The following is a 25567-nucleotide window of genomic DNA, read 5'->3' on the forward strand; positions in this document are numbered from 1 at the left end:
GCGATGGTCACGGAATGGTCACGGGTAGCGTCGCCGACTTCGCCTGAACCTGTTGAGCGCCCCCGGAGTGTTCCCACGCATGCTGTCCCCCGCACCGATCCGTCCCTCCCTGCGCGCCCGGCTGCTCGTGCCCGGCGCGCAGGCCGCGTTCGCCGCGGCCGTCGTCCTGCTCGCCGTGCTGCACCTCGACCGGAGCCTGGCGCCGCTCGACCCGGTCACTGCGATGCTCAGCGACTACGCCCTGGTCCCCGGCCGCTGGATGTGGGACGGCGCGCTGATCCTCACCAGCACCGGCTCGGCGTTGCTGCTGGTCGCGCTGTACCGCCGCGGCCTGCTGGCCAACCCGGCGCTGGTCGCGGCGAAGGCGCTCTGGTGCGTCAGCCTGCTGACGGTGGCGATCTTCGCGAAGGACCCACAGGGCGGGGCGATCACCACCACCGGCAAGATCCACCTCTACGCCTCGGCGGTGACGTGCCTGAGCCTCCCGGTCGTCGGCTGGGCGCTCGGCCGGCGCCACCGCGACGACCCGCGCTGGCGCCGCTTCGCCACCTGGTCACGGCGGCTGGCGCTGGCCGCGATCCCGTTCTACCTGCCGTTCATCGTCCCGTTCGCGGTGAACGTCGTGCTCGGCGGTCACCTCCCGACCGTGGCCACCGGCCTGGTCGAACGGCTGATGATGGTCCTGGAGATCGCCTTGCTGGCCGTCCTCGGCGTCTGGGCGCACCGGGCGGCGACCACGCCGACAAAACGTAAGTCACTTTCGTTATTGCCTGCATCACACTAGTCGCCGCCACAAAGTGTAAGTGAGTTACCTTTGAGCATCGCTGAAGTTCGATGCCGAAGGAGCCCGCCGTGCCCGACCTCGCGACCAGGAGGAGCACCCGCGTCGGGGTGCTGCTCGTCCCGCTGATGCTCGTGCTGTTCATCTCCAACCTCGACCAGACGATCGTCGCCACCGCCCTGCCGAGCATCGCCCGCGACCTGGGCGACGTCGGTGGCGCGTCGTGGATCGCCACCGCCTACCTGCTGACCAGCGCCGTCACAACCCTGCTGTTCGGCAAGCTCGGCGACCTCCACGGCCGCAAACCGGTCTTCCTGCTGTCGGTCGTGATCTTCCTGGCCGGGTCGGTGCTCGCCGGCGCCGCGAACTCGCTCGGCCTGCTGATCGCCTTCCGTGCCCTGCAGGGCATCGGCGGTGGCGGGCTGAACTCGCTGGTCATGGCCATCATCGGGGACGTCGTGCCGGCCCGGGAACGCGGCCGCTACCAGTCACTGCTCGGCGTCGTCGCGACGCTCGCCCTGATCGCCGGCCCGTTCCTCGGCGGACTGTTCTCCGACGCGCTGTCGTGGCGCTGGATCTTCTACGTCAACATCCCGGTCGGGGTCGTCGCGATCGTCGTCATCGCCGCGCGGCTGAACCTGCCGAAGCCCGCCGGCCGCGGCCGGGCCGACGTCCTCGGCGGCGTCCTGGTCACCGTGGCGACCACGGCCGTCCTGCTGGTCGCCACGCTCGGGCCGGACCGGGGCTGGACGACCACGCCGGTGCTCGCGCTGATCGCCGTCGGCGTGCTGTCGCTCACCGGCTACGTCCTCGCCGAACGCCGGGCCGCGGAGCCGATCACCCCGCTGCCGATGTTCCGCAACGGCGTCTTCGTGATCTCGGCCGTCCAGTTCTTCCTCTCGACGCTGGTGTTGTTCGTCGCGATGCTCTACGTCCCGCTGTTCCTGCAGACCGTGCGGCACTCCTCGGCGTTCACCGCGGGGCTGTACGTGATCCCGCTGCTGGCCGGGCTCGTCGCGGCGACCGCGGTGGCGGGGCCGGTGATCGCGAAGACCGGGCGGTACAAGCTGTACCCCGTGATCGGGGCCCTGCTGGTCGGCCCGTCGATGGCGTGGCTCGCCGCGGCGCCGTCCTCGTTGTGGCTGATCGTGGCGCTGGTGCCGGCCGGCGCTGGGATCGGTTTCTTCGTCCAGGTTTCGCTGCTGGCCGGGCAGAACGCCGTCGAGCACCGCGACCTGGGTGTCGCCACCGGTGCGCTGAACTTCTTCAAGAGCGTCGGCGGCGGGTTCGGCGCGGCGGTGTTCGGCGCGGTCCTCACCGCGGCCGGCGCGGCCACCGCGCACGGCTTCTCGGTCGTCTTCCTCAGCACCGTCCCGATCGCGGCGGTGATGCTCGTGCTCGCGCTGGTCATGCGCGAGAAGCCGCTGTCGGAGGAGATGCTCGAGATCGCCGAGGGCAGGACCGACGCGCCCGAGTACTGATCGTCTCGCTTCGCCGCCTGTGAAATGGTGAGGGCATGACCGAGGAGCCGCGCGAAGGACTGCGGGAGCGCAAGAAGCGCCTGACCCGGGAGACGCTGGCCGCCAACGCCCAGCGGATGTTCCGGGAGCGCGGCTTCGACCAGGTGACCGTCGCGGAGGTCGCCGGGGCGTCCGACGTGTCGGTGAAGACGCTGTTCGTCTACTTCGACAGCAAGGAGGACCTCGTCTTCGCCGACGAGTTCTCCCTGCTCGGCCAGATCGAGCAGCGGCTGGCGGACCGTCCGGCGGGCACCTCGCCCGCCGAAGCGATCCGCCTGCTGGCCCACGACCTGATCGACGGGACGGTGCCCGGCGACGACGACGGGGGCATCGTCGCGTTCGCCCGGCTGATCGGCGAGAACCCGGCCCTGCACAGCCGCCTGCAGCTGATGTGGGAACGCTACGAGCAGCGCCTCGCGGCCACGCTCGCGGCGGAGACCGGCAGCTCACCGTCCGACCCGGCCACACGCGCGGCGGCGGCGCTGCTGATCACACCGTTCCGCGTGCTGACCAGCTCCGACGTCCGCGGCCACATCCCCGACGACGGCGCCGCGACCTGGATCGACGCCTGCTTCACGCTCATCGAAAAGGGACTGCCGGGCTAGGCGGGCTGTTCCTTGGTCCGGTGCAGCAGCCAGTCGCGGCCGGTATTGATCAGCGCGTAACGGACGTCTCCTTCGCGGCCGTGCAATGTGAAGAGCATTCGCTTGTCCGTGCGGTCGTGTTCCTCCCACCAGCCCGTGTCGGCGATCGACTTGTGCTCGTCCTCGTAGCCGAGGTGGTCCATCGCGTGGTCGGGCACGGCGACCGCGAGCCGGTTGGTGCCCGATGACGGCGGGAGGCCACGCGGGACGGCCCACGACCGCAGCACGCCGTTCTCCTCCAAGCGCAGGTCGAAGTGGTGCCGGGGCCGCCAGTGCTCGTGCAGCACGAACGCCGGACGCTGCTCGTTCACTCCTCCAACGATGCCAGAACTTCGAAGCGCATACCCGTTTTCACCCCTTCGAAACCGTCCTTCCGTGGACTTGACCGGATCCAGAAAGAGGCGCACGGTGGGGAGTCATGAGCGATGCGGCCGGCATGTTACGAGCGGCGGGTCTGCGGGTAACCGCGCCCCGGCGGGCGGTGCTGACGTGGCTGGCGGAGCACCCTCACTCCACTGTGGACGCCATCGGCACGGGCGTCCGCACCCTGCTGGACTCCGTGTCCACCCAGGCGCTCTACGACGTACTGGGCGCGTGCACGGAGGCCGGCCTGATCCGGCGGATCGAACTGCCGGGCCACCCCGCCCGGTTCGAACGGCGAGCCGGGGACAACCACCACCACGTCGTGTGCCGGGGGTGCGGCCGGACCGAGGACGTCGACTGCGCGGTCGGCGCCGCGCCGTGCCTCACCCCGGAGGCCGCCCACGGCTTCGCCGTCGACGAGGCGGAAGTCGTGTACTGGGGCCTGTGCCCCGGATGTGCCGCGAACCACCACGAAGGAAGAGGACCGCAGTGACGCAGACCCAACCCGAACCGACCACCACCGATGCCGGCATCCCGGTCGAAAGCGACGAACACTCGCTCACCGTCGGGGCGGACGGCCCGATCCTGCTGCACGACAACTACCTCATCGAGCAGATGGCGCAGTTCAACCGCGAGCGCGTCCCCGAGCGGCAGCCGCACGCCAAGGGCAGTGGCGCCTTCGGGCGGTTCGAGGTGACCGGCGACGTCAGCGCGTACACGAAGGCCGCGGTGTTCCAGCCCGGCACGAAGACCGACCTGCTGATCCGGTTCTCCACCGTCGCCGGCGAGCGGGGCAGCCCCGACACGTGGCGCGACCCGCGCGGCTTCGCGATCAAGTTCTACACCAGCGAAGGCAACTACGACATGGTCGGGAACAACACCCCGGTGTTCTTCCTGCGCGACCCGCTGAAGTTCCAGCACTTCATCCGCTCGCAGAAGCGCCGCGCCGACAACAACCTGCGCGACCACGACATGCAGTGGGACTTCTGGACGCTGTCGCCGGAGTCGGCGCACCAGGTGACGTGGCTGATGGGCGACCGCGGCATCCCGCGGACCTGGCGTCACATGAACGGCTACAGCTCGCACACCTACATGTGGGTCAACGCCGGCGGGGAACGCTTCTGGGTGAAGTACCACTTCAAGACCGACCAGGGCGTCGAGACGTTCACCCAGGACGAGGCCGACCAGATGGCCGCCGCCGACACCGATTACCACACGCGTGACCTGTACGAGTCGATCGAGGCCGGCGACCACCCCTCCTGGTCGCTCAAGGTCCAGGTCATGCCGTTCGAGGACGCCAAGACCTACCGGTTCAACCCGTTCGACCTCACGAAGGTGTGGCCGCACGCCGACTACCCGCTGATCGACGTCGGCCGGATGACGCTCGACCGGAACCCGACCGACCACCACACCGAGATCGAGCAGGCCGCGTTCGAGCCGAGCAACCTGGTGCCGGGGATCGGCGCGAGCCCGGACAAGATGCTGCTGGGCCGGCTGTTCTCCTACCCGGACGCGCACCGCTACCGGATCGGCGCGAACTACAAGCAGCTGCCGGTCAACGCGCCCGTGTCCCCCGTCCACAGCTACAGCAAGGACGGCGCGATGCGCTACACCAAGGTCGCCGACCCGGTGTACGCGCCGAACTCGAAGGGCGGCCCGCACGCCGACGTCGCGAAGTACGGCCAGCCGGCGGGCTGGCACACCGACGGCGACATGGTCCGCACGGCGTACACGCTGCGCGCGGAGGACGACGACTGGGGCCAGGCGGGCACCATGATCCGCGAGGTCTTCGACGACGCGGGCCGTGAGCGGTTCGTCGACAACGTCGTGGGCCACCTGCTCAACGGCGTCACCGAGCCGGTGCTGCAGCGCGCCTTCGACTACTGGCGCAACGTGGACAAGGACATCGGCGACCGGATCGAGTCGGGCGTCCGCGCGAAGGCCGACGAAAAGGACCCGAAGGCGGCCAAGCAGGCGAACCCGGCGCGGTCCAGCATGCAGAAGAAGGCCTGACGCCCCGGGGCGAGTCACTCTCTCAGGTGACTCGCCCCGGTTCGCGGCCCCGATGTCCCTCGGCTACGTTGGCTTCCTCGGGGAACAGTCAGGGGAGGCCGGGTGAACTTCGCCGGAGCCGCGCTGCCCTTGGCCGCCGGTGTCGCGCTGCTCGTCTTCCTGATCCGGCTCGCCCGCGAACCGCGCAGGCTCGGGAACGCCGTCTGGCTCGGGGTCGCGTTGCTGCTCACCGGCGCCTGGCTGCTGCGTGAGGCCCTGCACCTGGAGTGGCTGACCCCGATCGTCGCCGTGCTGCTGGCGGCGATCGCGGTGGTCGTCGCGCTGGTGCTGCCTGCCGCGCTGCTCTTCAACGGCGCGCAGATGTGGCGGAAGGAAGGCCGCAGCAAGGGAAACCTGCTTTCGCTGGCCCTCGGCCTCGGCCTGATCACACTCGAAGTGCTCTTCTTCGCCCCGCTCGGCCGGTGGGGCACGGCGCTCGTGGCGATCGCCATCGTGCTCACCGGCTATTTCGGGTTCCTGTTCGTGTCGCTGCTGGTCTACTCCGTGCTGTACAGCCGGGTCGGGCGCCACCGCGACGTCGAGGCGATCATCGTCCTCGGCTGCGGGCTCGCCGGCGACCGCGTGCCGCCGCTGCTGGCCGGGCGGCTGGACCGCGCGATCCGGCTCTACGAACGGGAACCCGCGCGCCCGCTGCTGGTCGTCTCCGGCGGGAAGGGCCCGGGCGAGAGCGTCACCGAGGCCGAGGCGATGCACGGCTACCTGCGCGAGCGCGGCGTCCCGGAGGACCGGATCCGCTTGGAGAACGAGGCGACGACGACCGAGGAGAACCTCCGGCTGTCGGCCGCGCTGCTCCCCCAGGCCGGCCGGACGGGCCGCGTGCTGGCCGTGACCAGCAACTACCACGTCTTCCGCACGGCCGTGGAATGCCGCCGCCTCGGCCTGCCGATCCACGCGACCGGCTCCCCCACCGCGCGGTACTTCCTGCCGAGCGCGCTGCTGCGCGAGTTCGCGGCGCTGATCCTGCACTACCGCCGCACGACGATCGCGGCGTGCGTGCTGATCACCGGCGCGGGCGTCACGCTGGCGATCGTCTAGCCGAGTCCTTCGAGCCACGAACTCGCGCCCGGGCGAGGTAGCGCCGCGCGTGGCCGGTGATCAGGTACTACTTCACCGGCACGGCCTGTTCTCCCACCGCAGCGGTGACCAAGTCAGGCGCCGATGGGAGCCGGGCCGGTGCATACCGCGATGGTCCGCACCCGGTCGGCCCGCTCGTGCAGGACCAAGAACCACCGAATCGCCGCGACGGCCTGGCTGCCCACAGCGTGACGCAGGTGCCCGCACCTGGCCATTGCCGTCACTCCGGGGGGCCGGCCGTGACGTGGCGGCCAGTTCGATCTCGGACAGACTCGGCAGAGCGTGCGCCGCCCTCCCCCGCGTACGCGAGGGATCGCCAGTGTGCGGCGCCATCCCTCGGACACCAGTACCCGCAGCCGGTCCGCGAGCGGCGCCGGTGACGGCAGTTCGGCCACCGGCCCGTCGAACGCCACCAGCACGTGGTCGCGCTCGGCGAGCAGGTCCGCGGGCGTCACGGCGCCGGCACCGCCGCGACGGCTTCCACCTCGGCCGTGTAGTCCGGCCCGGCCAGCGCCGCCACCACGGCGAGCGACTGGGCCGGGAAGTCGCCGTCGGGGAACCACTTCGCGAAGGCCTCCGCCTGCGCCGCGCGGTAGCCGGGCAGATGCTCGGTGCCCGCGACGAGCGTCAGCAGCTTCACCAGGTGCTCCGGCCCGGCGCCCTGCGCGGCGAGCAGGGCCTCGAGGTTGGCGAAGATCTGCCGCGCCTGCGTCTCGGCGTCCGCTCCGGCGAGGCTCCCGTCCGGAAGGACGCCGAGCTGCCCCGACACGAACACCAGCCGGTGCCCGGGCGGCACCTCGGCCAGATGGCTGTAACGCCCCAACGGCGGCGCGACGTCCTCGGGATTCCAGCGGCGTGGCTTCATAGGGCCATGATCGCATGATAGGTTCACCGCCGGATCTGGTTTGCTAAATAAACTAGTTACGGGGGGTGCATGACCGACCTGCCACCGGCCGTCCTGCTGGACGAGATGGCCCGGCTCAAGACGCGGACCCGGGCGGACCGGCACGCGTACGTGCCGCCGCTGCTCCTGTTCGGCGTGCTCGTGCTGCTCGCCCCGTTGTGGCCATCCGCCGGCCCGGCCCGATTCGGTGCCGGCATCGTCTGGTTCGGCACTCCCCTCGAGCGGTACTGGCTGGTCGCGGTGGTCGGCGGGTTCCTCGCCACGGCGTGCTGGTACCTCTACCGCGGCACGCGCCACGGCGTGCGGACGCCGATCCGGGGCTACCTCGCCATCGGCTTCGTCGGCGTCGTCGCGATCTCGTTCGGCTTGCCGGTGGTGGAGTCCTTCGCCTACCGAGTCGAGCGCTCGCCGTACGCCGAGCCGTCCTTCGCGGTGCCCGTCATGGTCATCGCCACCGCGGTGCTCGTCGGAGTCCTGTGGCTGCGATCCACCTTCGAGAGCCGGGCCGCGCGCGCCGCCACCACGGCCGCCGCGGTGCTGGCCAGCCTGGTTGCGCTGGGCGCGCTCGACCTCCGGTTCGCGCCGGTGCGGCCCTATGCCCCACTGGTCACCATCGCGCTCGGCCTGATCGGGCTGGCGTGGCTGGAGCGGAGCCGGGTGCTGGGCGTGCTCAGCGGTGTCTTCGCCACCGCCGCTGTGCTGGCCAATCTTCACACCGTGCAGAACGTGTTCACGAACACGGTGGTACCGGGGCTCGTGCTGCTCGTCGGCGCTGCCGTGGCGTGGTTCCACGAGCGGGGAGCTCGCGCGTGAGCGACCACCCCGCCGCGAGGCTCGACGAGACCGTGCACCAGCGCCACCGGCTCGGCATCCTCACCATCGCCGCCGAGGCCGGGCAGGTCGACTTCGGGTATCTGCGCCGGACGCTGGACATGACAGCGGGCAACCTCTCCCGCCACGTCACGATCCTTGACGAGGCGGGCTTGATCAACGTCGAGAAGGGCTACGAGGGCAAGCGACCCCGCACGTGGATCTCCATCAGCCCGGCGGGCCGCAAGGCACTCGCCGCGGAACTGGCCGCACTACGGGCACTGGTGGCCGCGGTCGAGGGCGCCCGGCGGCGGACCGTCTAATGTCGCATTGAAGCGCCGGCAAGGGGATCCTGTCGACGAGGTTCCGCCGCGGACCTAGATCTCCCGCAGCACCGAGCACGCCCGGGCCACGCCGTCCTCGGCTCGCAGCCGCGCTCCGACGTACTGGGCTCCCCGGCGGAACAGCGGGTTGCCGGTCAGTTCCTCCAGCCTCGCCGTCAGGGTGTCCGCGGTGAGGTCGCGCAGCGGGAGCGGGCGGGGGCCCGCGCTCAGGCGGGACACCCGGTCGCCCCAGTAGGGCTGGTCGGAGAACACCGGGCAGACCAGGGCCGGGACGCCCGCCCGCAGCGCCGCCGCCGTCGTGCCCGCGCCGCCGTGGTGGACCGCCGCCGCGGTGCGGGGGAACAGCCACGCGTGCGGGACGTCGCGGACCGGGAGCAGGTCGTCGGCCGGGTCGACGGGGGTGTCCGTGCCGAGCAGGCCGCGCAGGCCCGCCCGCCGCAGGGCCGTGCGGACCGCGGTGAACGTCCGCTCGGCCTCCGCCGGGCGCATGCTGCCGAAACCGACGTACACCGGCGGTGGACCGGCGGCGAGGAAGTCCCGCAGCCGCGGGTCCGGGCGCCAGCCGGCGGGCGCGTCGAGGAACCAGTAGCCGGTGACGTGCACCCGCGGCGGCCAGTCCGGCGGCCGGGGCACGACGGCGTCGGAAAAACCGCACAGCACCGGGGATGCCCGCCGGGGCCCGCGGACCCCGGCCGGACGCCGGCCGAGCCGCTCGACGCGCCATTGGTCCACAGTGGACCTCAGCAGCTGCCAGGCGAGCGTGTCGACCGCGCCGAAGCTCAGCCGGCGGCCCCACGGCCCCAGCCGCCCGGCCCACGGCAGCAGCGGGTGCGGGAACGCCCGGGTCGGCACGCTCGGCTGGTAGTGCAGCTCGACGTCCGGGACGTCGAGGTGCGCGCCGAGGAAGCCGAGCGTCGGAGCCAGCACCAGGTCCGCCCCGGACGCTCCACTGTGGACGTCGGCCAGCAGCCGGTCCAGCACCGGCCGCAGCACTTCGCGCAACCGGACGACGAACGTGAGCGGCCCGCCGGCGGTCCACGCCTGCCCGGCGGCCGAGCCGAGGATCTCACCGGGATCCGCCGACAGCGGCGCGAACTCGAGGCCGTGCTCCTCCACCAGCGCGCGAAAGGCGGGCGCGGCGAGCACGCGCACGCGATCGCCGTCCGCGGTGAGACCCCGGCCGAGGGCGACGCACGGCTGGACGTCACCGCGCGAGCCGGGCGCGATCACGACCACCAGGCGGCTCATCGTTTCGCCGCGGTCAGGCGGTAACGCAGCCGGAACGGCAGGCTCGCCAGCACCGCCGCCACCCGGGCATCGGTGCCGACCAGGTAACGCGGCGCCGGCCGCCGGGCGGTGAGCGCGCGGACGACGACCTGCGCGGCCCGCCGCGGCGGCACCCCGGCGCGGGCCGACCGCGCCGCACTGCGTTCCGCCGACGCCAGCTGGGCCGCGTAGCGCACGAGGCCCGCTTCGGGCAACGCCGCGCGCACCTCCTCGGCCGCCTCGCGGGCCCGCGGCCAGATCGCGGTGGCGACCGCCCCGGGTTCGACCAGCACGACGTCGATGCCTTCGGGCGCGAGCTCGGCGCGGAGACTGTCGGTCAAGCCGACCAGGGCGAACTTCGACGTGTGGTAGGGCCCGATCATCGGCCCGGCGACCCGCCCGCCGATCGAGCCGACCGTCACCACCCGCGGCGTCTCCGCGACGCGCAGCGCGGGCAGCATCACCCGGGTGACGGCGAGCTGACCGGTGACGTTCACGTCGAGCTGTTCGCGGAAGGCGTCCAGGGGAACGTATTCGAGCGGACCGGGGCGGGCGAGGCCCGCGTTGTTCACCAGCCCCCGCAGCGGCCCGCCGGCGACGACCCGCGCCCCGCACTCGGCGATCGAGGCGGCGTCGCGCAGGTCCATCCGCAGCACCGTCACGGCGTCGCCGTAGGCGCACACGAGTTCCTCTTCGTCGACGTCGGTGCGCACGCTCGCCCACACGTGCGCGCCCCGCCGCACCAGCTCGGCCACGCAGGCCGCGCCGATGCCGGAGGACGCGCCGGTGACCACGTAGGACGGCCGGGTCACGACACCACCCCCGCCGCGAGCACCTGCAGCATGCGGGGCCACGTCTTGTGCAGCTGCTCCTGCCAGTACGCCCACTGGTGCGTGCCCGGGCCGTAGAGGTCGACCGTCGCCGGGACGCCGAGGGCACGCAGCCGCCCGGCCATCGCGGTGGTCTGGCCGCCGCACAGGAACTCCAGGAGCATCGCGCCGGGCAGGACGTCGATCGGGAGCTTGCCGTCCAGCGGGCCCGGCAGCCCGTTGCCCGCCGAGAGGTACAGCTCGGTGCCGCGCAGGCGGCCGGCGTTCACCAGCGGGTCGTGCGCCTCCCAGCGCGCGGACTCCCGGCGACGGTCGCCCCACAGCGCCTCGGGGTCGAGCTTGGCCGACGTCACGATGGCGTCGGTGAGCAGCTCGCCGGTGGGACCGGTGGGGTTCAGGTTCCCGCTGTAGGACGCGGCGTAGCGGAACAGCCCGGGCCGGCGCGCGGCGAGTTCGATCGCGCCGTACCCGCCGAGGGAGAGCCCGGCCGCCGCGCGACGGCCGTCCCCGCGGTAACCCCGGTCGATCAGCTGCGGCAGCTCGACCGCGGTGAACGTCTCCCACTGGTTGAGGGCGATGTCCTTGCCGTAGTTCCACCAGTCGCTGAAGAAGCCGGCCGGCCCGGCGCCGGGCATGACGACCAGCACACCGGCGTCGTCGGAGAGCTGCCGGATGTCGGTGTTGGCGCTCCAGCCGCGGTAGTCCTGCAGCCGCGTCTCCCCCGCCAGCAGGTAGACGGCCGGCCACGTCCGGTCCGGGTGCGCGGCCCAGTCCGTCGGCAGGATCAGCCGGACCATGGCGTAGCCGCCGACGCCGGTGGAGCGCACGGTCAGGTCCACCGTCCGCGGATCGCCGCCGACGGTGGTCTCGGCGACGACGTGGGACCCGTCGTCGGCGCGCGCGTCGGGCACGTCCGCCCGGGCCGGTGCCGCGACAACGCCCGACAGGAGACAGCTCAGCGCGGTCAGCAGCGCCAAACGTTTCATGCGCATACGTATTCCTTTCACCGGTCGATCGATCGAATCCGAAAAGTGACGGCGATCACCCGGAAAACGGTCCGGTTGTGCGCACAAGCTAGAGGACCCCGGGCCCGATCGGCAATTGTCTCGCCGCCGATCGGACCGGACAATGTGAATGGCGGACGAACAAAAAATCGCCACCCTCCCCCGCGCGGGTGAGCCGCCGGTCACCCATCGTGATCATGGTGGGCGTACTCGCGAGTAACACCCCAGTTCACCGGTGCTATTCCGACGATTCCGCAGCTCACGCCCTGTAGACCAAGGTCGTTTACGTTTTCTTGACACTCTTCCGGTAACCGATTACCTGCCGTAGCCTTCGCCCTGTGCCGCCCGGGCCGGCGTCCGCCACCCGCCCCGGCGAAGCCGTCCCACCGCGGGGACCGCGAACCGTTCGACCCCCACCGGAAAGGGCCTGTTCATGACTGCCCGAATTCGCCGACCGTCCCGTTTTCCGCCGGTGCGCGCCGCCGCCCTTCTGGTGAGCGCCGCCGCGGCGGTCACCATTTCCGGCACGGCGGAAAAACCGGAAACGTCCCCTCCGGTTTCTTTCCCGCTCGCCGTTTCCCCCGCCGTCCTGCTGCCGCCCCCGGCGGTGCCGGACGCGCCGCGCGACACCTTCGACGTCGCCACCGCACTGTCCACTGCGGACCGATCCGAGGACGGGACCGGCTGCGCCGACGTCACCCACGGACGGCTGCTACGTCCCGGCGACGCCGCCGCCGGGCAGGGCTTCCAGTCGGCGGCGGCCGGCGGCCAGGTCTCCGAGCTGGTCGCCCGCACCGTCCGCCCGGTCGACCTCCCGGCCTGGGCGGAGCGGGCCCGCCAGTGCGGCCGGATCACCGTCGACGACCCGCAGGGCACCGCCGTCTCGAGCATCACCGTGCGGCCGGGACCTGCCGTCCCGGACGCGGAAACCCTGTCGTACGAACAGGTCCTGACCCTGCCCGGCCAGCCGGCCGAGCTGCCGGGGCTGCGCCTGCGCACCGTCGCCATCGCCGCCGACGACGTACTGGTCGTGCTCCGCGACGCCGGAGCCACCGACCTCGACCTCGACACCCTGGCCGTCGCCGCGTGGCAGCACGCGGCCCCGCGGCTGGGCCGATAGCGAAGGAGAACCCCATGTCCCCGACCACTTTGCCCGCGTGCCTGCGACACTGGGCGACCGTCAAGGCCGACGAGCCCGCGCTGACCTTCGCCGACTACAGCACCGAGCGCGACGGGCGGCGGCAGACCCTGACCTGGCAGCAGCTGGCCGAGCGCGTCGACGCCGCCGCGGGCGCGCTGCCGGTCTCCCCCGGCGACCGCGTGGCCGTGCTCTGCCCGCAGGGCGTCGACTACGTCGTCGGGTTCCTCGCCGCGCTGACCGCGGGCGCGATCGCGGTCCCCCTGTTCGACCCCGGCCTCCCCGGGCACGCCGGACGGCTCACCGCGGTGCTCGCCGACTGCGCGCCCGCGGCCGTCGTCACGACGTCCGCCGCACGTCCCGCCGTCGAGGAGTTCCTCGGCGGCAGCGTCGAGATCGTGGCGGTCGACCGCACCGACGCGACCCTGACGTGGCCCGCCCCGGAAGCGAAGCCCGACGATGTCGCGTACTTGCAGTACACCTCCGGCTCGACCCGCTCCCCGGCCGGTGTCGTGCTGACCCACGCGAACGTGATCGCCAACGTCCGGCAGGCCGTGCGGGGGCTCGGCCTCGACCCGCGGGAGGCCACGACGGTCTCGTGGCTGCCGCTGTTCCACGACATGGGCCTGGTCCTCGGCCTGATCACCCCGCTGGTCCTGGGCCTGCGCTCGGTGCTGATGGACCCGCTGGCCTTCATCGAGCGCCCGGTCCGCTGGCTGGAGCTGCTCGGCGACCGGCCCGGCGCGTGGAGCGCGGCGCCGAACTTCGCGTTCCACTACTGCGCGAGCCGTGTGCGCGACGCCGACCGCGCCCGCCTGCGCCTCGGCCGCGTCGCCGGGATCATCAACGGCGCCGAGCCGATCAACCCGGACGTTCTCGACCGCTTCCACACGGCGTTCGCCGCGGCCGGCTACCAGCCGGAAAAGACCCGCCCGTCCTACGGCCTGGCCGAGGCGACCGTGTTCGTGACCACCGTCCCGGACGCTGCCCCGCAGGTCACGACGTTCGACCGCGACGCCCTCGGTGACGGGCTCGCGCGGGAGGCGGGTGACGGCGTCCGGCTCGTCGCCTGCGGTGCGCCGGCGGGCCAGCACGTGGCGCTCGTCGACCCGGAGACCGCCGTCGCCCTCCCGGACGGGTCGGTCGGCGAGATCTGGGTCCACGGGCCGAACGTCGGCGACGGGTACTGGCAGAAACCCCTCGACAGCACGGAAACCTTCGGCGCCCGGCTCACCGGCGACCACGGCGGGCTGCCGGACGGGCCGTGGCTGCGCACCGGCGACCTCGGCGTCCGCTACGACGGTCAGCTCTACATCGCGGGCCGGATCAAGGACCTCGTCATCGTCGACGGCCGCAACCACTACCCGCAGGACGTCGAGGCGACCGTCGCCGGGGTCGACCAGGGGATCCGCCCGGGCAGCGTGGCGCTGTTCGCGATCTTCGGCGACGACACCGAGGGCGCGGTCGTCGTCGCCGAGCACCGCGGTCAGCTGACCGAACAGTCCGAACGGGACCTGGCCGCGACGATCCGCCGGCTCGTCGCCGACGCGCACGGCCTGGCGCTGCGGGACGTCGTCCTCGTGCCGCAGGGCCACGTGCCCCGGACGTCCAGCGGAAAGATCGCCCGGAGCGCCTGCCGCGACCGCTACCTCGCCCACGAGTACGGAAAGGCCCTGGCGCGATGAGAAACCCGTCGCCCGACGCGCTGCGCCGCTGGCTGCTCGACACCGTCGCCGAGCACACCGGCGCCCGGATCGAAGCCGACCGCCCGCTCGGTGACCACGGCCTGTCGTCCCGTCAGGCCGTCGGCATCGCCGCGGACCTCGAAGACCTGCTCGGCACCCGGCTGCCGTCGACCCTGCTGTGGGAAAGCCCGACCATCGACCACCTCGTCCGCACCCTCACCGGCGGTGACGAGCCCGGCGTCGCGCCCTCGACGGACCGGCGGCGCACCGACCCGATCGCCGTCGTCGGCCTCGGCTGCCGCTGGCCCGGCGCCGACGGCCTCGACGAGTACTGGGACCTGTTGTGGAGCGGGCGGGACGCCGTCCGGACCGCCCCGCCGGGGCGCTGGAGTCCCGACGCCGCGCCGGTCGTCGGCGGGTTCCTCGACGATGTCGCCGGGTTCGACGCCGAGCACTTCGGCATCACCCCGCGCGAAGCCGCGACGATGGACCCGCAGCAGCGGATGCTCCTGGAGGTGACCTGGGCGGCGCTGGAACACGCGGGCATCGCCCCGGCGTCGCTGCGCGGCAGCCGCACGGGCGTGTTCACCGGCATCGCCACCCACGACTACGGGCACCTCACCATGGGCGGTGACGGCGTCGACCTGTGGACGGCCACCGGTGCGGCGGGCAGCATCGCGGCCAACCGGCTGTCCTACGTGTACGACCTGCGCGGGCCGAGCATGGCCGTGGACACCGCCTGCTCGTCCTCGCTGGTCGCGGTGCACCACGCCGTGCGCGCGCTGCGCGACGGGGAGGCCGACCTGGCGCTGGCCGCCGGCGTCAACCTGATGCTGCTGCCCGGGCCGACTGCGGCTTTCGCCGCCGCCGGGCTGCTCGCCGGGGACGGCCGCTGCAAGACGTTCGCGGCCGCCGCCGACGGCATCGCGCGCGCCGAAGGGTGCGGTGTCGTCGTGCTCAAGCGGCTGGCCGACGCCGAGGTCGACGGCGATCGGGTGCTGGCGGTGATCCGCTCCTCGGCGGTCAACTCGGACGGCCGGTCCAACGGTCTCGCCGCGCCCAACCCCGTGGCCCAGCAGGCGATGCTGCATGACGCCTACCGCGCCGCCGGGCTCGATCCGTCCACTGTGGACTACGTCGAGGCGCACGGGACCGGCACCCTGCTCGGCGACCCGATCGAGGCTCGCTCTTTGGGCGCGGTACTGGGTGCGGGCCGAGCTTCTTCGCGTCCCTTGTTGATCGGCTCGGTGAAGACGAACATTGCGCACGCGGAGGCCGCGGCCGGGATCGCCGGGCTGATCAAGGTCGTGCTGGCGATCACCCACGACGAGCTGCCGCCGCAGCTGCACTTCGACGCGCCCAACCCGCACATCCCGTTCGACGAGCTGCGGCTGCGGGTCGTCACCGAGGCGACGCCGTGGCCGCGGCACGCCGGGCGTGCCACCGCCGGGGTGTCGGCGTTCGGGTTCGGCGGGACGAACGCGCACGTGGTGCTGGAAGAGGCCGCGCCTGTTCCGCCTACGCCGAGTGGCGGCGTCCGGATCGCGCTGGTGTCGGCGCGTTCTCGCGACCGGCTCACCGAACGGACCGAGCAGCTGGCTCGCTGGCTGGAGACGTCGTCCGCTTCGCTCGCCGACGTGACGCACACGCTGTTCAGGCGCGACAACGGCGCTCGGCACCGGGCCGCGTTCGTCGCCGGGGACACCGCCGAGCTGGCGTCGCTGCTGCGTGCCGTCGAGACCGACCCGCTGCCCGCGGGGGCGGCGATCGGGACCGCGCGGGACTCCGACGGCCCCGTGTTCGTCTTCTCCGGCCACGGTTCGCAGTGGCCGGGGATGGGCCGGGGACTGCTGGATGTCGAACCGGCGTTCACCGCGCAGGTCGACAAGCTCGGCGACCGGTTCACCGAGCACACCGGGCAGTCGCTGCGGGCGCTGCTGACGACGTCCGATCCGCTGCCGCTGCCTCAGACGCAGGCGGCGATCTTCGGCACGCAGGTCGCGCTGGCCGCGCAGTGGGAGGCGCTCGGCGTCCGTCCCGCGGCGGTCATCGGGCACTCGCTCGGGTCCGCGGCGGCCGCGGTGGTGAGCGGGGCGCTGGACGTCGACGAGGCCGTCCACCTGGTGGCGACGCGGGCTCGGTTGCTGGGCGCGGTTCCGGCCGGCGGGATGGCGGCGGTCGAGCTGTCGCCGGAGGAGCTGGCGGCGTACCCCGGGGTGGAGCTGGCCGTCGACTCCGCGCCGCGGCAGCTGACCGTGGCGGGGTCCGCTGCGGTGCTGGACCGGCTGGTCGCGGAGCTTTCGTCGGCCGGGCGCACCGCACGTCGGCTGCCGGTGGAGGTCGCGGGGCATTCGGCGGCCGTCGTCCCGGTGGTGGACGCGCTGCGGGAGGCCCTGGTGGAGCTGGGCGGCCGCCGCCCGTCCGTGCCCTGGTACGACACGGTGCTGGCCGACCCGCGCGAGCTGCCGGACTTCGACGCCGGCTACTGGGCCGCGCACCTGCGCCGCCCGGTCCGGTTCCGCCAGGCGGTGACGGCCGCGGCCGAGGACGGGCACCGCACGTTCGTCGAGATCGCACCACACCCGATCCTGCGGGGTTCGGTGGCTCGCACCCTCGCGGCGGCAGGCATCACCGACGCGGTGGTCACGGGGACCTTGCGCCGCGGCCAAGACGAGGTGCGGGCATTCGGCGCGGCAGCGGCGGCGCTGTACTGCGCGGGAACGCGGATCACCCCAGGAGACTCCTACGACGGGGCGCGGCTGGCGGACGTCCCCACAATGCGGTGGCGGCACGAGCGGCACTGGTTCACCTCGACGGCCGGGGGGCCTGCCGAGCTGAACCACGGCTTCGGATCGGGGTCCGGAGCAGTAGCCGCCGTGCCGCCACTGGTTCCACCCGGTGCCGTGGCGCGCGAGGAGACTTCATCCGTTGCGGCACCAGGTCCGCCCGGTCCTGCGGCGCGCACAGAGTCCGCGGCCGCCGAACCACCGCCAGGCCCCCTCGGGCCCACGCCCCGCGCGGGGTCTGCGGGCCTGCCACCGAGCCCGCTCGATCCCGTGCACCGCACGGAATCCGCAGGTGACCCGCGACCCGGCTCGCTTGGTCCAGTGCCCCGCACCGGGTCCGCGGCCGCCGAACCACAGCCAGACCTGCTCGATCCCATGCCCCGCGCAGGGTCCGCGAGCGTGACAGCAGACCGACCACCGGTTCCGCTCGGCCCCGCACCCCGCGCGGAGTCTGCGAGCGTGACCGCAGACTCGCCACCGGTTCCGCTCGGCCCCACGCCCCAGGCGGAGACTTCAACCGTCGCGGCACCAGACCCTCTCCAGCCTCCGACCCACACGGGATCCGCAGCCACGCCGGGCCCACTCGGACCCGCACCCCGCGCGGAATCTGCGAACGCGACCGCAGATCCGCCGCCGATCCCGCTCAGCCCCGCACCCAGCGGGGAGGGCGGGCGGCTCACCGAGATCGTCGCCGCCGTCATGGGGCTGCGGCCGGACCGGCTGGATGCCGACGTTCCGCTTGTCGAACTCGGGCTGGACTCGCTGATGGCCAACCGGATCCGGGAGACCGTGCGACGGGAGCTGGGCGCCGAACCCGATGCCGCGGCCGTGTTGCGGGGGGCCACTCTCGCCGATCTCAACCGGGATCTTGCGCTCCGGGCCGGCGAGTCGCCGCGGCCGGCGCGCGGGCGGGCTTGGGATGCCGCCGATCGGCTCGTGCTGCGGCTGTGGACCGAGCACACCGGCTCCGAGCCGGGCGGTACGCACGTGCGGCTGTCCGGCACCGGCCGGCCCGAAGCACTGGCCGCGCTCCTCGCCGATGGGCTCACGGCCGAGCTGGACACTCCGGTCCGCGTGGCCGACCTGCTGCGGCACGACTCCCTGGCCGCCATCGCCGACGTTGCCCGGGCCGTGCTCGACACCCGGGAGGAACGCGGGCCGGTCCACGTCCTCAAGTCAGGAGACGCCAAGCCGCTGCTGCTGTTCCACCCCGGCGGCAGCACGTGCACCGTCTACCGGCCGCTGCTCGACCGGCTGCCCGGGACGGTGCCGTGCCTCGGGTTCGAACGCGTGCCCGGGGCCAGCGTGGAGGAGCGCGTCGAACGGCTGCTGCCGCTGGTGCGCGCGACCCGGCCGCCGTACCGGCTGGCGGGCTGGTCGTTCGGCGGGGCGCTGGCCTACGGCGTCGCCGCGAAGCTCGCCGAAGAGGGCCTCGATGTCGAACTCGTCGCGCTCATCGACACCATGCTGCCGCTGCCGGAGCCGGACCTCGACCCGCGGGCGTCGTCGGCGCGGCGGTTCGTGCGGTTCACCGGGTACGTCGAAGGCACCTACGGCCGGGCCGTCCGCCTCGGCCACGACGAGCTCGCGCCGCTGCCCGAGGAGGAACAGATCGAGCTGACCATGCGCCGGGTCGCCGAAGCCGGGCTGCTCAGCCCCGGCGTGCTGCGCCACCAGCGTCAGTCCTTTTTGGACACGCTCGCCGCGGAACGCGCGGTGCCGCCGCGTTACGACGGCCGGGTCGTGCTCTACCGGGCGACCGAGCCGTACGCCGCCGGGCTGGCCATGGAGCCGCGCTACTCTCGCACCGACCTCGCGGCGGGCTGGGCGGAGCTGGCGCCGAACCTCGAGATCGTGCCGGTGGCGGCGCACCACCTGTCGGTCGTCGACCCGCCGCACGTCGACGTCGTTGCGCGGCACCTGGCCGGCCTGCTGTGCCCCTGACCCGGGACGGGGTCCGCGCGTGGCCGCTGCTCGCGGTGCTCGGCGCCGGGCTGTTCCTGGTCGCGGTGGACGCCACGGTCCTGCACGTCGCGCTGCCCGACCTGGTCCGGCAGCTGCGGCCGAGCGCGTCGGCGCAGGTGTGGATCGTGGCGATCTACCCGCTCACGGCCGCCCCGCTGCTGCTGCCCTTCGGCACGCTCGGCGACCGCTACGGCCGGCGCCGGGTGCTCGTGACCGGGTACGCGGTGTTCGGGGTCGCGTCGCTGGCCTGCGCGTTCGCGCCGAACGTCCCGGCGCTGCTCGCGGCCCGCGCCGTGCTCGGCTGCGGCGGGGCGATGATCATGCCGGCGACGATGTCGCTGCTGCGGGAGCTGTTCCCGGAGCAACGGGACCGTCGCAGGGCGATCGCGGTGTGCAGCGGGATCGCCGGCACCGGTTCGGTGTTCGGGCCGATCCTCGGCGCGGTGCTGGTCGAGGCGTGGGGCTGGCGCGCGACGTTCCTGGTGAACCCGCCGGTGATCCTGGCCGCCGTCGTGCTCGCGCTGCGGTGGCTGCCGCGGACGCCGCCGGGGCAGCGGCCGTGGGACGGCGTCAGCGCGCTGCTCGCGGCAGGCGGGGTCTTCGGGATCGCGTTCGGCCGCGTGCCGGCGGTACTGGCCGGGTGTGTCCTCATCGGACTGTTCGTGTGGCGTCAGCGCCGGTCGGACGCGCCGTTGCTGGACCTGGCGCTGTTCCGTCGGCCGGGCGTGCCGGGCGCGGTCGGCGGGGTGCTGCTGGTGATGAGCACGCTCGTCGGGCTCGGGCTGCTGTTCGCGCAGTACCTGCAGCTGGTGCTCGGCCTGTCCCCGACGGCGGCGGCGATGCGGCTGCTGCTGGTGCTCGGGGCGTCGGCGGCGGGCAGCGTGGTGGCCCCGGCGCTGCTGGAGCGGTTCGGCAACACCCGCGTCCGCACGGCGGGCTTCGCGGTGACGGCCGTGTCCCTGCTGGTTCCCGCTCTCGACGCGGTCGGTCTGCTGGGTTTCGCGTTGGCGGGCTTGGGTTTCGGGATGGCACTGGCGTTGACGTCGAGCACGGACACGCTCCTGTCGGCCACCCCGGCCGCGCAGGCCGGAGGAGCGGCGGCGGTGGAGAAAACGGGTTACGAACTGGGCGCGGGCATCGGAACCACCCTGTTCGGTTCCCTGGCGGCGGTGGTGTACGCGGCACACCTGTCCGTGCCACCCGGTCTCCCCCCAGCGGCACGCCAACTGGCTTCAGCCGGTCCGGCCCAGGCCGAGGTAGCGGCGACGGGACTACCGGAGCCGATGGCGTCGGCGCTGCTCGCGTCGGCCCGCGAAGCCTGCACGGCCGGGCTGCAGGTCTCGGCGGGAGTCGCATGCGGCGCCTTCGCACTCGCCGCGATCGCCGCCACGTTCCGCCGCGGGAACCGGTCGTGAGTGGGAAACAGTGTTCTAACACTGTTTCCCACTCACGACCCCGCGCCGTCGGTTGGTCTGGGGTTCCTCAGCGGAACCAGCCGCCGCGGGCGGCCGGGGTGCGGGGCTCGAGCGGCAGCGATCCCTGGCTTGGGGGCCACAGTGTCGACGCCGGGACGTGACGCAGGCGGCTTCGCAGCGTGTGCAGCGGGAGCGGGCGGCGGCGGGTCAGCATCGTCGTGGTGCGGGGGTGGAGGTCGACGAACGGGTACGTCGCGTGCAGCGCCGCCAGCCGGCGTTCCAGGCGGAGGCTGCGGTCGGTCAGCTCGTCCGGGCCGACCACCGGCTGCGCCACCAGGAACTCGCCCGGGCCGAGGCGCACCGCGCGGTCCAGCGGGCGCAGGCCGTCGCGCAGGAGGTCGGCGATGTTCTGCTCGGTGTGCATCCGGATCCGGTTGCCGTGACGGCGTTCCACCGCGGTCAGGTCGTCGACCGTCACCAGGATCAGCCCGAGCGGCACCGTGTCCGTCGCGTCGCCGAGCCACGGCGTGATGCCCGCCAGCGTCGCCAGCCCGGTCTCCGGGTCGACCGGCCCCGCGACAGGCGGTGACAGCGCCTCCAAGCGCGACGCCACGTGCCGCAGCGCGGCCTCCGCACGGCTTTCGACGTCGACCGCGGCCGGCGCCTCCACCGACGCCAGCACCTCGCCGACCTTGCGCCGCACCGCGGGCGGCAGCCGGTCGCCCAGCGCGTCCCGCAGCCGGACGACCTCCGCGTACGCCTCGTCGCGGCGCAGTCCCCAGCGGCCGCGGAACAGCCGCGCCGACTCGACCGTCGCGGCCTGCGGGTCGACGTCGTCGAGGTCCTGCGCCACCACGGACGCGCCGAACGTCGGCGACAGCACCGCGACCGACCACTCGCGCGCCATGCTCTCGTCGGGGCGCAGCAGCACCGGGGTGACGCCGTGCGGCAGGTCCGGGCGCCCCGAGTCGACCATGCCGACCACGGTCACCGCGGCCGTCCGCGCGATCCGCGCGTACACCTCGCGTTCGCGCTCGAAGTAGGGCAGCCGCTGGAAAAGCGCGAACACCACCGTGTCCGCGCCGGTGCCTTCGGCGAGCGCGGCGCGCTCCACCGCGTGGGACGCGGTCACCAGGGCGCGCTTGGACAGCACGCCGGCGCGGGCCGAGGACACGTCGGGCATCGGAGATCGCTCTCGCCGGGGGAAGGGAGACAACCACCGTAGAAGAACCGGCCGTGACGGGCTAGCTACACAATGGAGTGAACTCAGAAGTGGTCCCGGTCAGCCTCCTGGGCGACGACCTCGTCGAGATCCCGTAATCGGCGCAGGCCCTGGAGCGGCTGCCGCATCCGGTGGTTCCCGCGCAGCCGCTCCTCGTTGCGGTCGAGAAAAGCCCAGTAGCCCGCGGTGAACGGGCACGCGCGCGGGCCGGTCCGCCGCTTCGGGTCGTAGACGCAGCCGCCGCAGTGGTCGCTCATCCGGTTGACGTACGCCCCGCCGGCCGCGTACGGCTTGGTCCCGACGATCCCGCCGTCGGCGTACTGGCTCATGCCGATCACGTTGGCGGGCATCACCCACGGGAAGCCGTCGACGAACGCCGTCGCGAACCACGCGTTCAGCTCGGCCGGGTCGTACCCGCGCTGGAGCGCGTGGTTGCCCAGCACCATCAGCCGTTCGATGTGGTGGGCGTATCCGCGGTCCCGGACGCCGGCCAGCGCGGTCCGCAGGCAGGCGGCTTCGACGGCGTCCGCGTCGAGCTCCCACCACCAGTCCGGCAGCTTCCGCCGCGCCTGCAACGCGTTGCGGCGCAGGTAGTCCGGGCCCAGGTGCCAGTACAGGTGCCACACCCACTCACGCCAGCCGAGCACCTGCCGGACGAAACCTTCGACGCTCTCGAGCGCGGCCGTCCCGTCCCGCCATCGCTGTTCGGCCTGGCGCACGACGTCCAGGGGGTCCAGGAGCCCGAGGTTCAGCGGAACGGACAACAGAGCGTGCGCCATCGCCCAGTCGTGGGTCAGCATCGCGTCCTGGTGCGGCCCGAACGCGGACAGGCGGTGGTCGAGGAACCGGTGCAGCGCCCGCTGGGCCTCGTCGCGGCCCACCGCGAACCGGCGCGGGCCGTCGACGCCGACCGGGTGGAGCACGCCGTCGCGTTCCGCCTGGTCCAGCTCGGCGCGGACGCGTTCGTCGATCGGGTTCTCCCGCGGGTGCCACGGCGCAGGGACGTCGAGGCGGGTGGTCTTCGGCGGCGGTTCGCGGTTGTCGCGGTCGTAGTTCCAGTGCCCGCCCGCGGGTGAGCCGTCCGGTTCCAGGAGGACCTCGAACCGGCTGCGCTGGTCGCGGTAGAAGTCCTCCATCACGAACCGCGTCCGCCCGGACGCCCACTCCGCGAAGTCCTCTTTGGACCGTACGAAACCCGGTGTCGGCAGGATCTCTTCGACGACGCCTTCCTCGCGCAGCCGCCGGACGAACGCGTCCGCGGCGTGGGAGTTCGGCTCGTGCACCACCACCGGGCGGCCGAAGCGGCGCAACCCGGTCCGGTAGTCCGGGGCGTCGAGCAGGGTCACGCGGTCGCCGAGGTCCTCGGCCAGCCGGTACAGCGCGGCCTGCACCAGGTGCAGCTTCTGCCGGTGGAACGGCTTCCCGGCGAACGCCGCGGCCGAGCGGATCAGCAGCACGTCCCGGTCGCGGTGCTCCGGCGTGCCGTGGAAGTGCGGGCCGAGCTGGTCGGCGAACAGCCACAGGGCCGTTGGTCCTGACATGCGGCGAACCTAACGCGGACCCGCCGGTTCCGCAGGTCCGGCCGCGTAGCTCCGCAGGATTTCCGTGGTGGCGCCCAGAAAACGCGCGACGCTCTCGGCGTGGTCCGGCTCGAGGCCTTCGGTGAGCCGGGTGATCGCGTCGACGAGCGGGGCCAGCGCGGCCCGGACCTCGGCGCGGGCCGGCTCGGTGACGGTGAGCGTGATCCGGCGCCGGTCGCTCGGGTGCGCGCCGCGGCGGACGTGCCCGGCCGCTTCGAGCCGGTCGACGAGCACGGTGGCCGACGCCGAGCGGATCTTCAGCGCGTGCGCGAGGTCGACGGTGCCCATCGGCCCGCCGCCCGCCAGGTGCTGCAGGGCCTGCACGTCGGTCGGGCCGAGCCCGAGCCGCCGGGCCAGCGCCTGCTGCACGTCGTGCGCGAGCGCCAGGAGTTCCCGCAGGGCGAGGTTCACCCGCAGCGCGACGGAGCTGTCTTCCACCCGGCCATCCTAGAGGTCGCTAGAAAATCTAGCTAATTTTGCTAGATTGTCTAGCGACCCCGACGAGAGGCAGGTCCGTGGACATCCGTGCGATGAACGCCGAAATGGCGGCGAAGCTGAGTGACGCCCCCGCCGAGACGCCACCCGAAGGTGGGTACGCGCTGCGCGTGGTCGAGACGCGCGGCCGCAGCACCGGCTCGCCGCGCCAGGTCCCCCTCGCCGTGGTCGCCCGCTCGGACCGGCACTACCTCGTCTCCCCCGTCCGCGACCGCGACTGGGTCGCCAACCTCGTGCGGACGCCGGAGTGCGCGCTGCTCTCGGCGGCCGGACGTCAGGACTGCCACGCCGAGGAGGTCGGCGGCGCGGAGGCGGCCGAGGTCGTCGCGACCTACCTGGCGGCGATGTCGGTGCCGTGGGCGATCAAGGCATTCCCCGTCGCGCAGGACGCGACGCCGGCGCAGATCCTCGAGCACCTGCCGGGCATGGCAGTGTTCCGGTTGACCGACAAGGACGGGCGATGAGCGTCGCCATCGCCGGCGGCGGTCCCGGCGGGCTGCTGCTCGGCTACCTGCTCGCCCGCGCCGGCGTCGAGGTCACCGTGCTGGAGTCCCACGCCGACTTCGACCGCGACTTCCGCGGCGACTCCCTGCACCCCTACACCCTCGAGCTGCTGGACCGCCTAGGCCTGGCCGGTGACCTCCTCGAACTCGACCACTTCAAGGCGCGCTCGTTCCGCTTCCACACCCCGTCCGGGACGTACAGCTGCGCCGACTACGACCGCCTCCCGACGCCGTTCGGCTACATCGCCCTGATGCCGCAGGTCCGGTTCCTGGACTTCCTCGCCGAACGCGCGTGCGCGCTGCCGACGTTCACCCTGCGCACGAGCGCCAAGGTCACCGGCCTGCTGGAGGACGACGGCGGGACCGTCACCGGCGTCCGGTACCGGGGCGGCGAGCTGACGGCGTCCCTCGTCGTCGGCGCGGACGGCCGGTTCTCGACCGTCCGCCGCCTGGCCGGGCTGACGGCGAAGCCGCTCGGCGCCACCACGGACCTGCTCTGGTTCCGGCTGCCGCGCTCCCCCGCCGACCCGGGCGACGCCGACCTCGACCTGTACTTCGGGCGCGACGCTTACGTCGGCGTGCTCGGCGGGGTCCACGACTGGCAGGTCGGGTACAGCATCGAGAAGGGCTCGTACGCCACTCTCCGTGACCAGGGCGTCGAACCGATCCGCGCGTTCCTGCGCGAGCGTGTGCCGTGGCTCGCCGACCGGGCCCACTTGTTGACCGACTTCAGCCAGACAACGTTGCTCTCGGTGGACATCTCCCGCGTCGAGCGGTGGCACCGGCCGGGCCTGCTGCTGCTCGGCGACGCCGCGCACGTGATCTCCCCGGTCGGCGGCAACGGAATCCTGATGGCGGTCCAGGACGCCGTCGCGGCGGCAAATCACCTGGTCCCGGCCCTGCGGCGAGGCGAAGAGCCGGACCTCGCCGCGATCCAGGGCGACCGGATCCGGGCGATCGAGCGGGTGCAGGCCGACCAGGTCCGCGTCGAACGGCGATCCGCCGCGGCCCGGGCCCGCGGCCGGAGCGCGGCCCCGCCGGGCTTCCTCCGGACGCTCTTCGCGATCCCGGCGCTGCGGACCCGCGGCGCGCGGAGCAACGCCTACGGTCCCTTCCCGCCGACGCTCGACGAATCGGTGCTCGCTCAGCGCCTTCCGTCGTAGGT

At 73.1% G+C, this 25567-nt stretch carries 22 protein-coding genes; 14 read left to right on the forward strand and 8 right to left on the reverse strand.

The genetic code is table 11. The annotated features are described in order from the left end of the window. Window positions 1-79 precede the first annotated feature (79 nt). The 3 genes from VA596_RS46575 to VA596_RS46585 all read left to right on the forward strand — a co-directional run bounded on the left by VA596_RS46575 (window position 80) and on the right by VA596_RS46585 (window position 2906). A complete protein-coding gene (locus VA596_RS46575) occupies window positions 80-784 on the forward strand; it encodes a DUF998 domain-containing protein (RefSeq protein ID WP_323336756.1) in 705 nt (234 codons plus the stop codon). Window positions 785-852: 68 nt separating this feature from the next. Further along, the gene (locus VA596_RS46580; RefSeq protein ID WP_323336758.1) at window positions 853-2262 is read left to right on the forward strand and encodes an MDR family MFS transporter; all 1410 of its coding nucleotides are present in this window, start codon (window positions 853-855) and stop codon (window positions 2260-2262) included. Window positions 2263-2297: 35 nt separating this feature from the next. Continuing rightward, complete coding sequence (locus VA596_RS46585) at window positions 2298-2906, forward strand: TetR/AcrR family transcriptional regulator (RefSeq protein ID WP_323336760.1); 609 nt, start codon at window positions 2298-2300, stop codon at window positions 2904-2906. On the opposite strand, the gene VA596_RS46590 is transcribed toward VA596_RS46585, so the two are convergent. Beyond that, entirely contained in the window at window positions 2903-3256 is a 354-nt protein-coding gene (locus VA596_RS46590) for a DNA polymerase ligase N-terminal domain-containing protein (RefSeq protein ID WP_323336762.1), read from the reverse strand. The genes VA596_RS46585 and VA596_RS46590 overlap by 4 nt on opposite strands. A gap of 107 nt (window positions 3257-3363) precedes the next feature. On the opposite strand from VA596_RS46590, the gene VA596_RS46595 reads away from it, so the two are divergent. From VA596_RS46595 to VA596_RS46605, 3 genes are all read left to right on the forward strand, one after another. Then, window positions 3364-3801 carry a Fur family transcriptional regulator gene (locus VA596_RS46595; protein ID WP_323336764.1) on the forward strand — a complete coding sequence of 146 codons (438 nt, stop codon included), beginning with the start codon at window positions 3364-3366 and terminating at the stop codon, window positions 3799-3801. Continuing rightward, complete coding sequence (locus VA596_RS46600; RefSeq protein ID WP_323336838.1) at window positions 3762-5321, forward strand: catalase; 1560 nt, start codon at window positions 3762-3764, stop codon at window positions 5319-5321. Before VA596_RS46595 ends, VA596_RS46600 begins: the two co-directional genes overlap by 40 nt. A gap of 102 nt (window positions 5322-5423) precedes the next feature. Then, window positions 5424-6416: a YdcF family protein gene (locus VA596_RS46605; RefSeq protein ID WP_323336765.1), complete on the forward strand. Its 993-nt coding sequence runs from the start codon at window positions 5424-5426 to the stop codon at window positions 6414-6416. A gap of 490 nt (window positions 6417-6906) precedes the next feature. Here the strand turns inward: VA596_RS46605 and VA596_RS46610 are convergent, their stop codons facing one another. Beyond that, window positions 6907-7320, reverse strand: coding sequence for a RidA family protein (locus tag VA596_RS46610; RefSeq protein ID WP_323336766.1), 414 nt, complete (start codon window positions 7318-7320; stop codon window positions 6907-6909). Window positions 7321-7389: 69 nt separating this feature from the next. Here VA596_RS46610 and VA596_RS46615 point away from each other — a divergent pair, with 69 nt between their 5' ends. Together VA596_RS46615 and VA596_RS46620 are read left to right on the forward strand one after the other, a co-directional pair. Further along, window positions 7390-8172 (forward strand): hypothetical protein, encoded by a 783-nt coding sequence (locus VA596_RS46615; protein ID WP_323336769.1) that lies wholly within the window; start codon window positions 7390-7392, stop codon window positions 8170-8172. Further along, entirely contained in the window at window positions 8169-8492 is a 324-nt protein-coding gene (locus tag VA596_RS46620) for a transcriptional regulator (protein WP_323336771.1), read from the forward strand. Before VA596_RS46615 ends, VA596_RS46620 begins: the two co-directional genes overlap by 4 nt. A gap of 54 nt (window positions 8493-8546) precedes the next feature. Here VA596_RS46620 and VA596_RS46625 read toward each other — a convergent pair whose 3' ends face one another. Genes VA596_RS46625 through VA596_RS46635 form a run of 3 tightly spaced genes read right to left on the reverse strand, consistent with a single transcriptional unit; the run spans window position 8547 to window position 11595 of the window. Next, the gene (locus VA596_RS46625) at window positions 8547-9761 is read right to left on the reverse strand and encodes a glycosyltransferase (RefSeq protein ID WP_323336772.1); all 1215 of its coding nucleotides are present in this window, start codon (window positions 9759-9761) and stop codon (window positions 8547-8549) included. Then, window positions 9758-10591, reverse strand: a complete 834-nt coding sequence (locus VA596_RS46630) for an SDR family NAD(P)-dependent oxidoreductase (protein ID WP_323336773.1) — start codon at window positions 10589-10591, stop codon at window positions 9758-9760. Before VA596_RS46630 ends, VA596_RS46625 begins: the two co-directional genes overlap by 4 nt. Further along, complete coding sequence (locus VA596_RS46635) at window positions 10588-11595, reverse strand: alpha/beta hydrolase (protein WP_323336775.1); 1008 nt, start codon at window positions 11593-11595, stop codon at window positions 10588-10590. The genes VA596_RS46630 and VA596_RS46635 overlap by 4 nt, the downstream gene beginning before the upstream one ends. A gap of 451 nt (window positions 11596-12046) precedes the next feature. Here VA596_RS46635 and VA596_RS46640 point away from each other — a divergent pair, with 451 nt between their 5' ends. Genes VA596_RS46640 through VA596_RS46655 form a run of 4 tightly spaced genes read left to right on the forward strand, consistent with a single transcriptional unit; the run spans window position 12047 to window position 20602 of the window. Next, the gene (locus VA596_RS46640) at window positions 12047-12733 is read left to right on the forward strand and encodes a DUF5642 family protein (RefSeq protein WP_323336777.1); all 687 of its coding nucleotides are present in this window, start codon (window positions 12047-12049) and stop codon (window positions 12731-12733) included. Between the two features lie 14 nt (window positions 12734-12747). Then, entirely contained in the window at window positions 12748-14436 is a 1689-nt protein-coding gene (locus VA596_RS46645) for a fatty acyl-AMP ligase (protein WP_323336778.1), read from the forward strand. Then, a complete protein-coding gene (locus VA596_RS46650) occupies window positions 14433-19166 on the forward strand; it encodes a polyketide synthase (RefSeq protein ID WP_323336780.1) in 4734 nt (1577 codons plus the stop codon). Before VA596_RS46645 ends, VA596_RS46650 begins: the two co-directional genes overlap by 4 nt. Beyond that, a complete protein-coding gene (locus VA596_RS46655) occupies window positions 19157-20602 on the forward strand; it encodes an MFS transporter (RefSeq protein ID WP_323336782.1) in 1446 nt (481 codons plus the stop codon). The genes VA596_RS46650 and VA596_RS46655 overlap by 10 nt, the downstream gene beginning before the upstream one ends. A gap of 67 nt (window positions 20603-20669) precedes the next feature. Here the strand turns inward: VA596_RS46655 and VA596_RS46660 are convergent, their stop codons facing one another. The 3 genes from VA596_RS46660 to VA596_RS46670 all read right to left on the reverse strand — a co-directional run bounded on the left by VA596_RS46660 (window position 20670) and on the right by VA596_RS46670 (window position 23842). Next, window positions 20670-21785: a DICT sensory domain-containing protein gene (locus VA596_RS46660; RefSeq protein WP_323336784.1), complete on the reverse strand. Its 1116-nt coding sequence runs from the start codon at window positions 21783-21785 to the stop codon at window positions 20670-20672. A gap of 83 nt (window positions 21786-21868) precedes the next feature. Next, a complete protein-coding gene (locus VA596_RS46665; protein ID WP_323336786.1) occupies window positions 21869-23365 on the reverse strand; it encodes a cryptochrome/photolyase family protein in 1497 nt (498 codons plus the stop codon). 9 nt (window positions 23366-23374) lie between these two features. After that, window positions 23375-23842 carry a MarR family winged helix-turn-helix transcriptional regulator gene (locus VA596_RS46670; RefSeq protein ID WP_323336788.1) on the reverse strand — a complete coding sequence of 156 codons (468 nt, stop codon included), beginning with the start codon at window positions 23840-23842 and terminating at the stop codon, window positions 23375-23377. Between the two features lie 77 nt (window positions 23843-23919). Here VA596_RS46670 and VA596_RS46675 point away from each other — a divergent pair, with 77 nt between their 5' ends. Together VA596_RS46675 and VA596_RS46680 are read left to right on the forward strand one after the other, a co-directional pair. After that, window positions 23920-24363 (forward strand): nitroreductase/quinone reductase family protein, encoded by a 444-nt coding sequence (locus VA596_RS46675; RefSeq protein ID WP_323336790.1) that lies wholly within the window; start codon window positions 23920-23922, stop codon window positions 24361-24363. Then, complete coding sequence (locus tag VA596_RS46680; protein ID WP_323336791.1) at window positions 24360-25565, forward strand: FAD-dependent oxidoreductase; 1206 nt, start codon at window positions 24360-24362, stop codon at window positions 25563-25565. The genes VA596_RS46675 and VA596_RS46680 overlap by 4 nt, the downstream gene beginning before the upstream one ends. Window positions 25566-25567 lie beyond the last annotated feature (2 nt).

Origin of the sequence: Amycolatopsis heterodermiae (genome assembly GCF_034929455.1) — a bacterium.
Taxonomy (GTDB): domain Bacteria; phylum Actinomycetota; class Actinomycetes; order Mycobacteriales; family Pseudonocardiaceae; genus Amycolatopsis; species Amycolatopsis heterodermiae.

Coding starts and splice junctions, on each gene's coding strand:
- VA596_RS46575 (WP_323336756.1), top strand. CDS start 80: ATGCTGTCCCCCGCACCGATCCGTCCCTCCCTGCGCGCCCGGCTGCTC.
- VA596_RS46585 (WP_323336760.1), top strand. CDS start 2,298: ATGACCGAGGAGCCGCGCGAAGGACTGCGGGAGCGCAAGAAGCGCCTG.
- VA596_RS46595 (WP_323336764.1), top strand. CDS start 3,364: ATGAGCGATGCGGCCGGCATGTTACGAGCGGCGGGTCTGCGGGTAACC.
- VA596_RS46600 (WP_323336838.1), top strand. CDS start 3,762: ATGTGCCGCGAACCACCACGAAGGAAGAGGACCGCAGTGACGCAGACC.
- VA596_RS46610 (WP_323336766.1), bottom strand. CDS start 7,320: ATGAAGCCACGCCGCTGGAATCCCGAGGACGTCGCGCCGCCGTTGGGG.
- VA596_RS46615 (WP_323336769.1), top strand. CDS start 7,390: ATGACCGACCTGCCACCGGCCGTCCTGCTGGACGAGATGGCCCGGCTC.
- VA596_RS46625 (WP_323336772.1), bottom strand. CDS start 9,761: ATGAGCCGCCTGGTGGTCGTGATCGCGCCCGGCTCGCGCGGTGACGTC.
- VA596_RS46635 (WP_323336775.1), bottom strand. CDS start 11,595: ATGAAACGTTTGGCGCTGCTGACCGCGCTGAGCTGTCTCCTGTCGGGC.
- VA596_RS46640 (WP_323336777.1), top strand. CDS start 12,047: ATGACTGCCCGAATTCGCCGACCGTCCCGTTTTCCGCCGGTGCGCGCC.
- VA596_RS46645 (WP_323336778.1), top strand. CDS start 12,748: ATGTCCCCGACCACTTTGCCCGCGTGCCTGCGACACTGGGCGACCGTC.
- VA596_RS46650 (WP_323336780.1), top strand. CDS start 14,433: ATGAGAAACCCGTCGCCCGACGCGCTGCGCCGCTGGCTGCTCGACACC.
- VA596_RS46660 (WP_323336784.1), bottom strand. CDS start 21,785: ATGCCCGACGTGTCCTCGGCCCGCGCCGGCGTGCTGTCCAAGCGCGCC.
- VA596_RS46665 (WP_323336786.1), bottom strand. CDS start 23,365: ATGTCAGGACCAACGGCCCTGTGGCTGTTCGCCGACCAGCTCGGCCCG.
- VA596_RS46680 (WP_323336791.1), top strand. CDS start 24,360: ATGAGCGTCGCCATCGCCGGCGGCGGTCCCGGCGGGCTGCTGCTCGGC.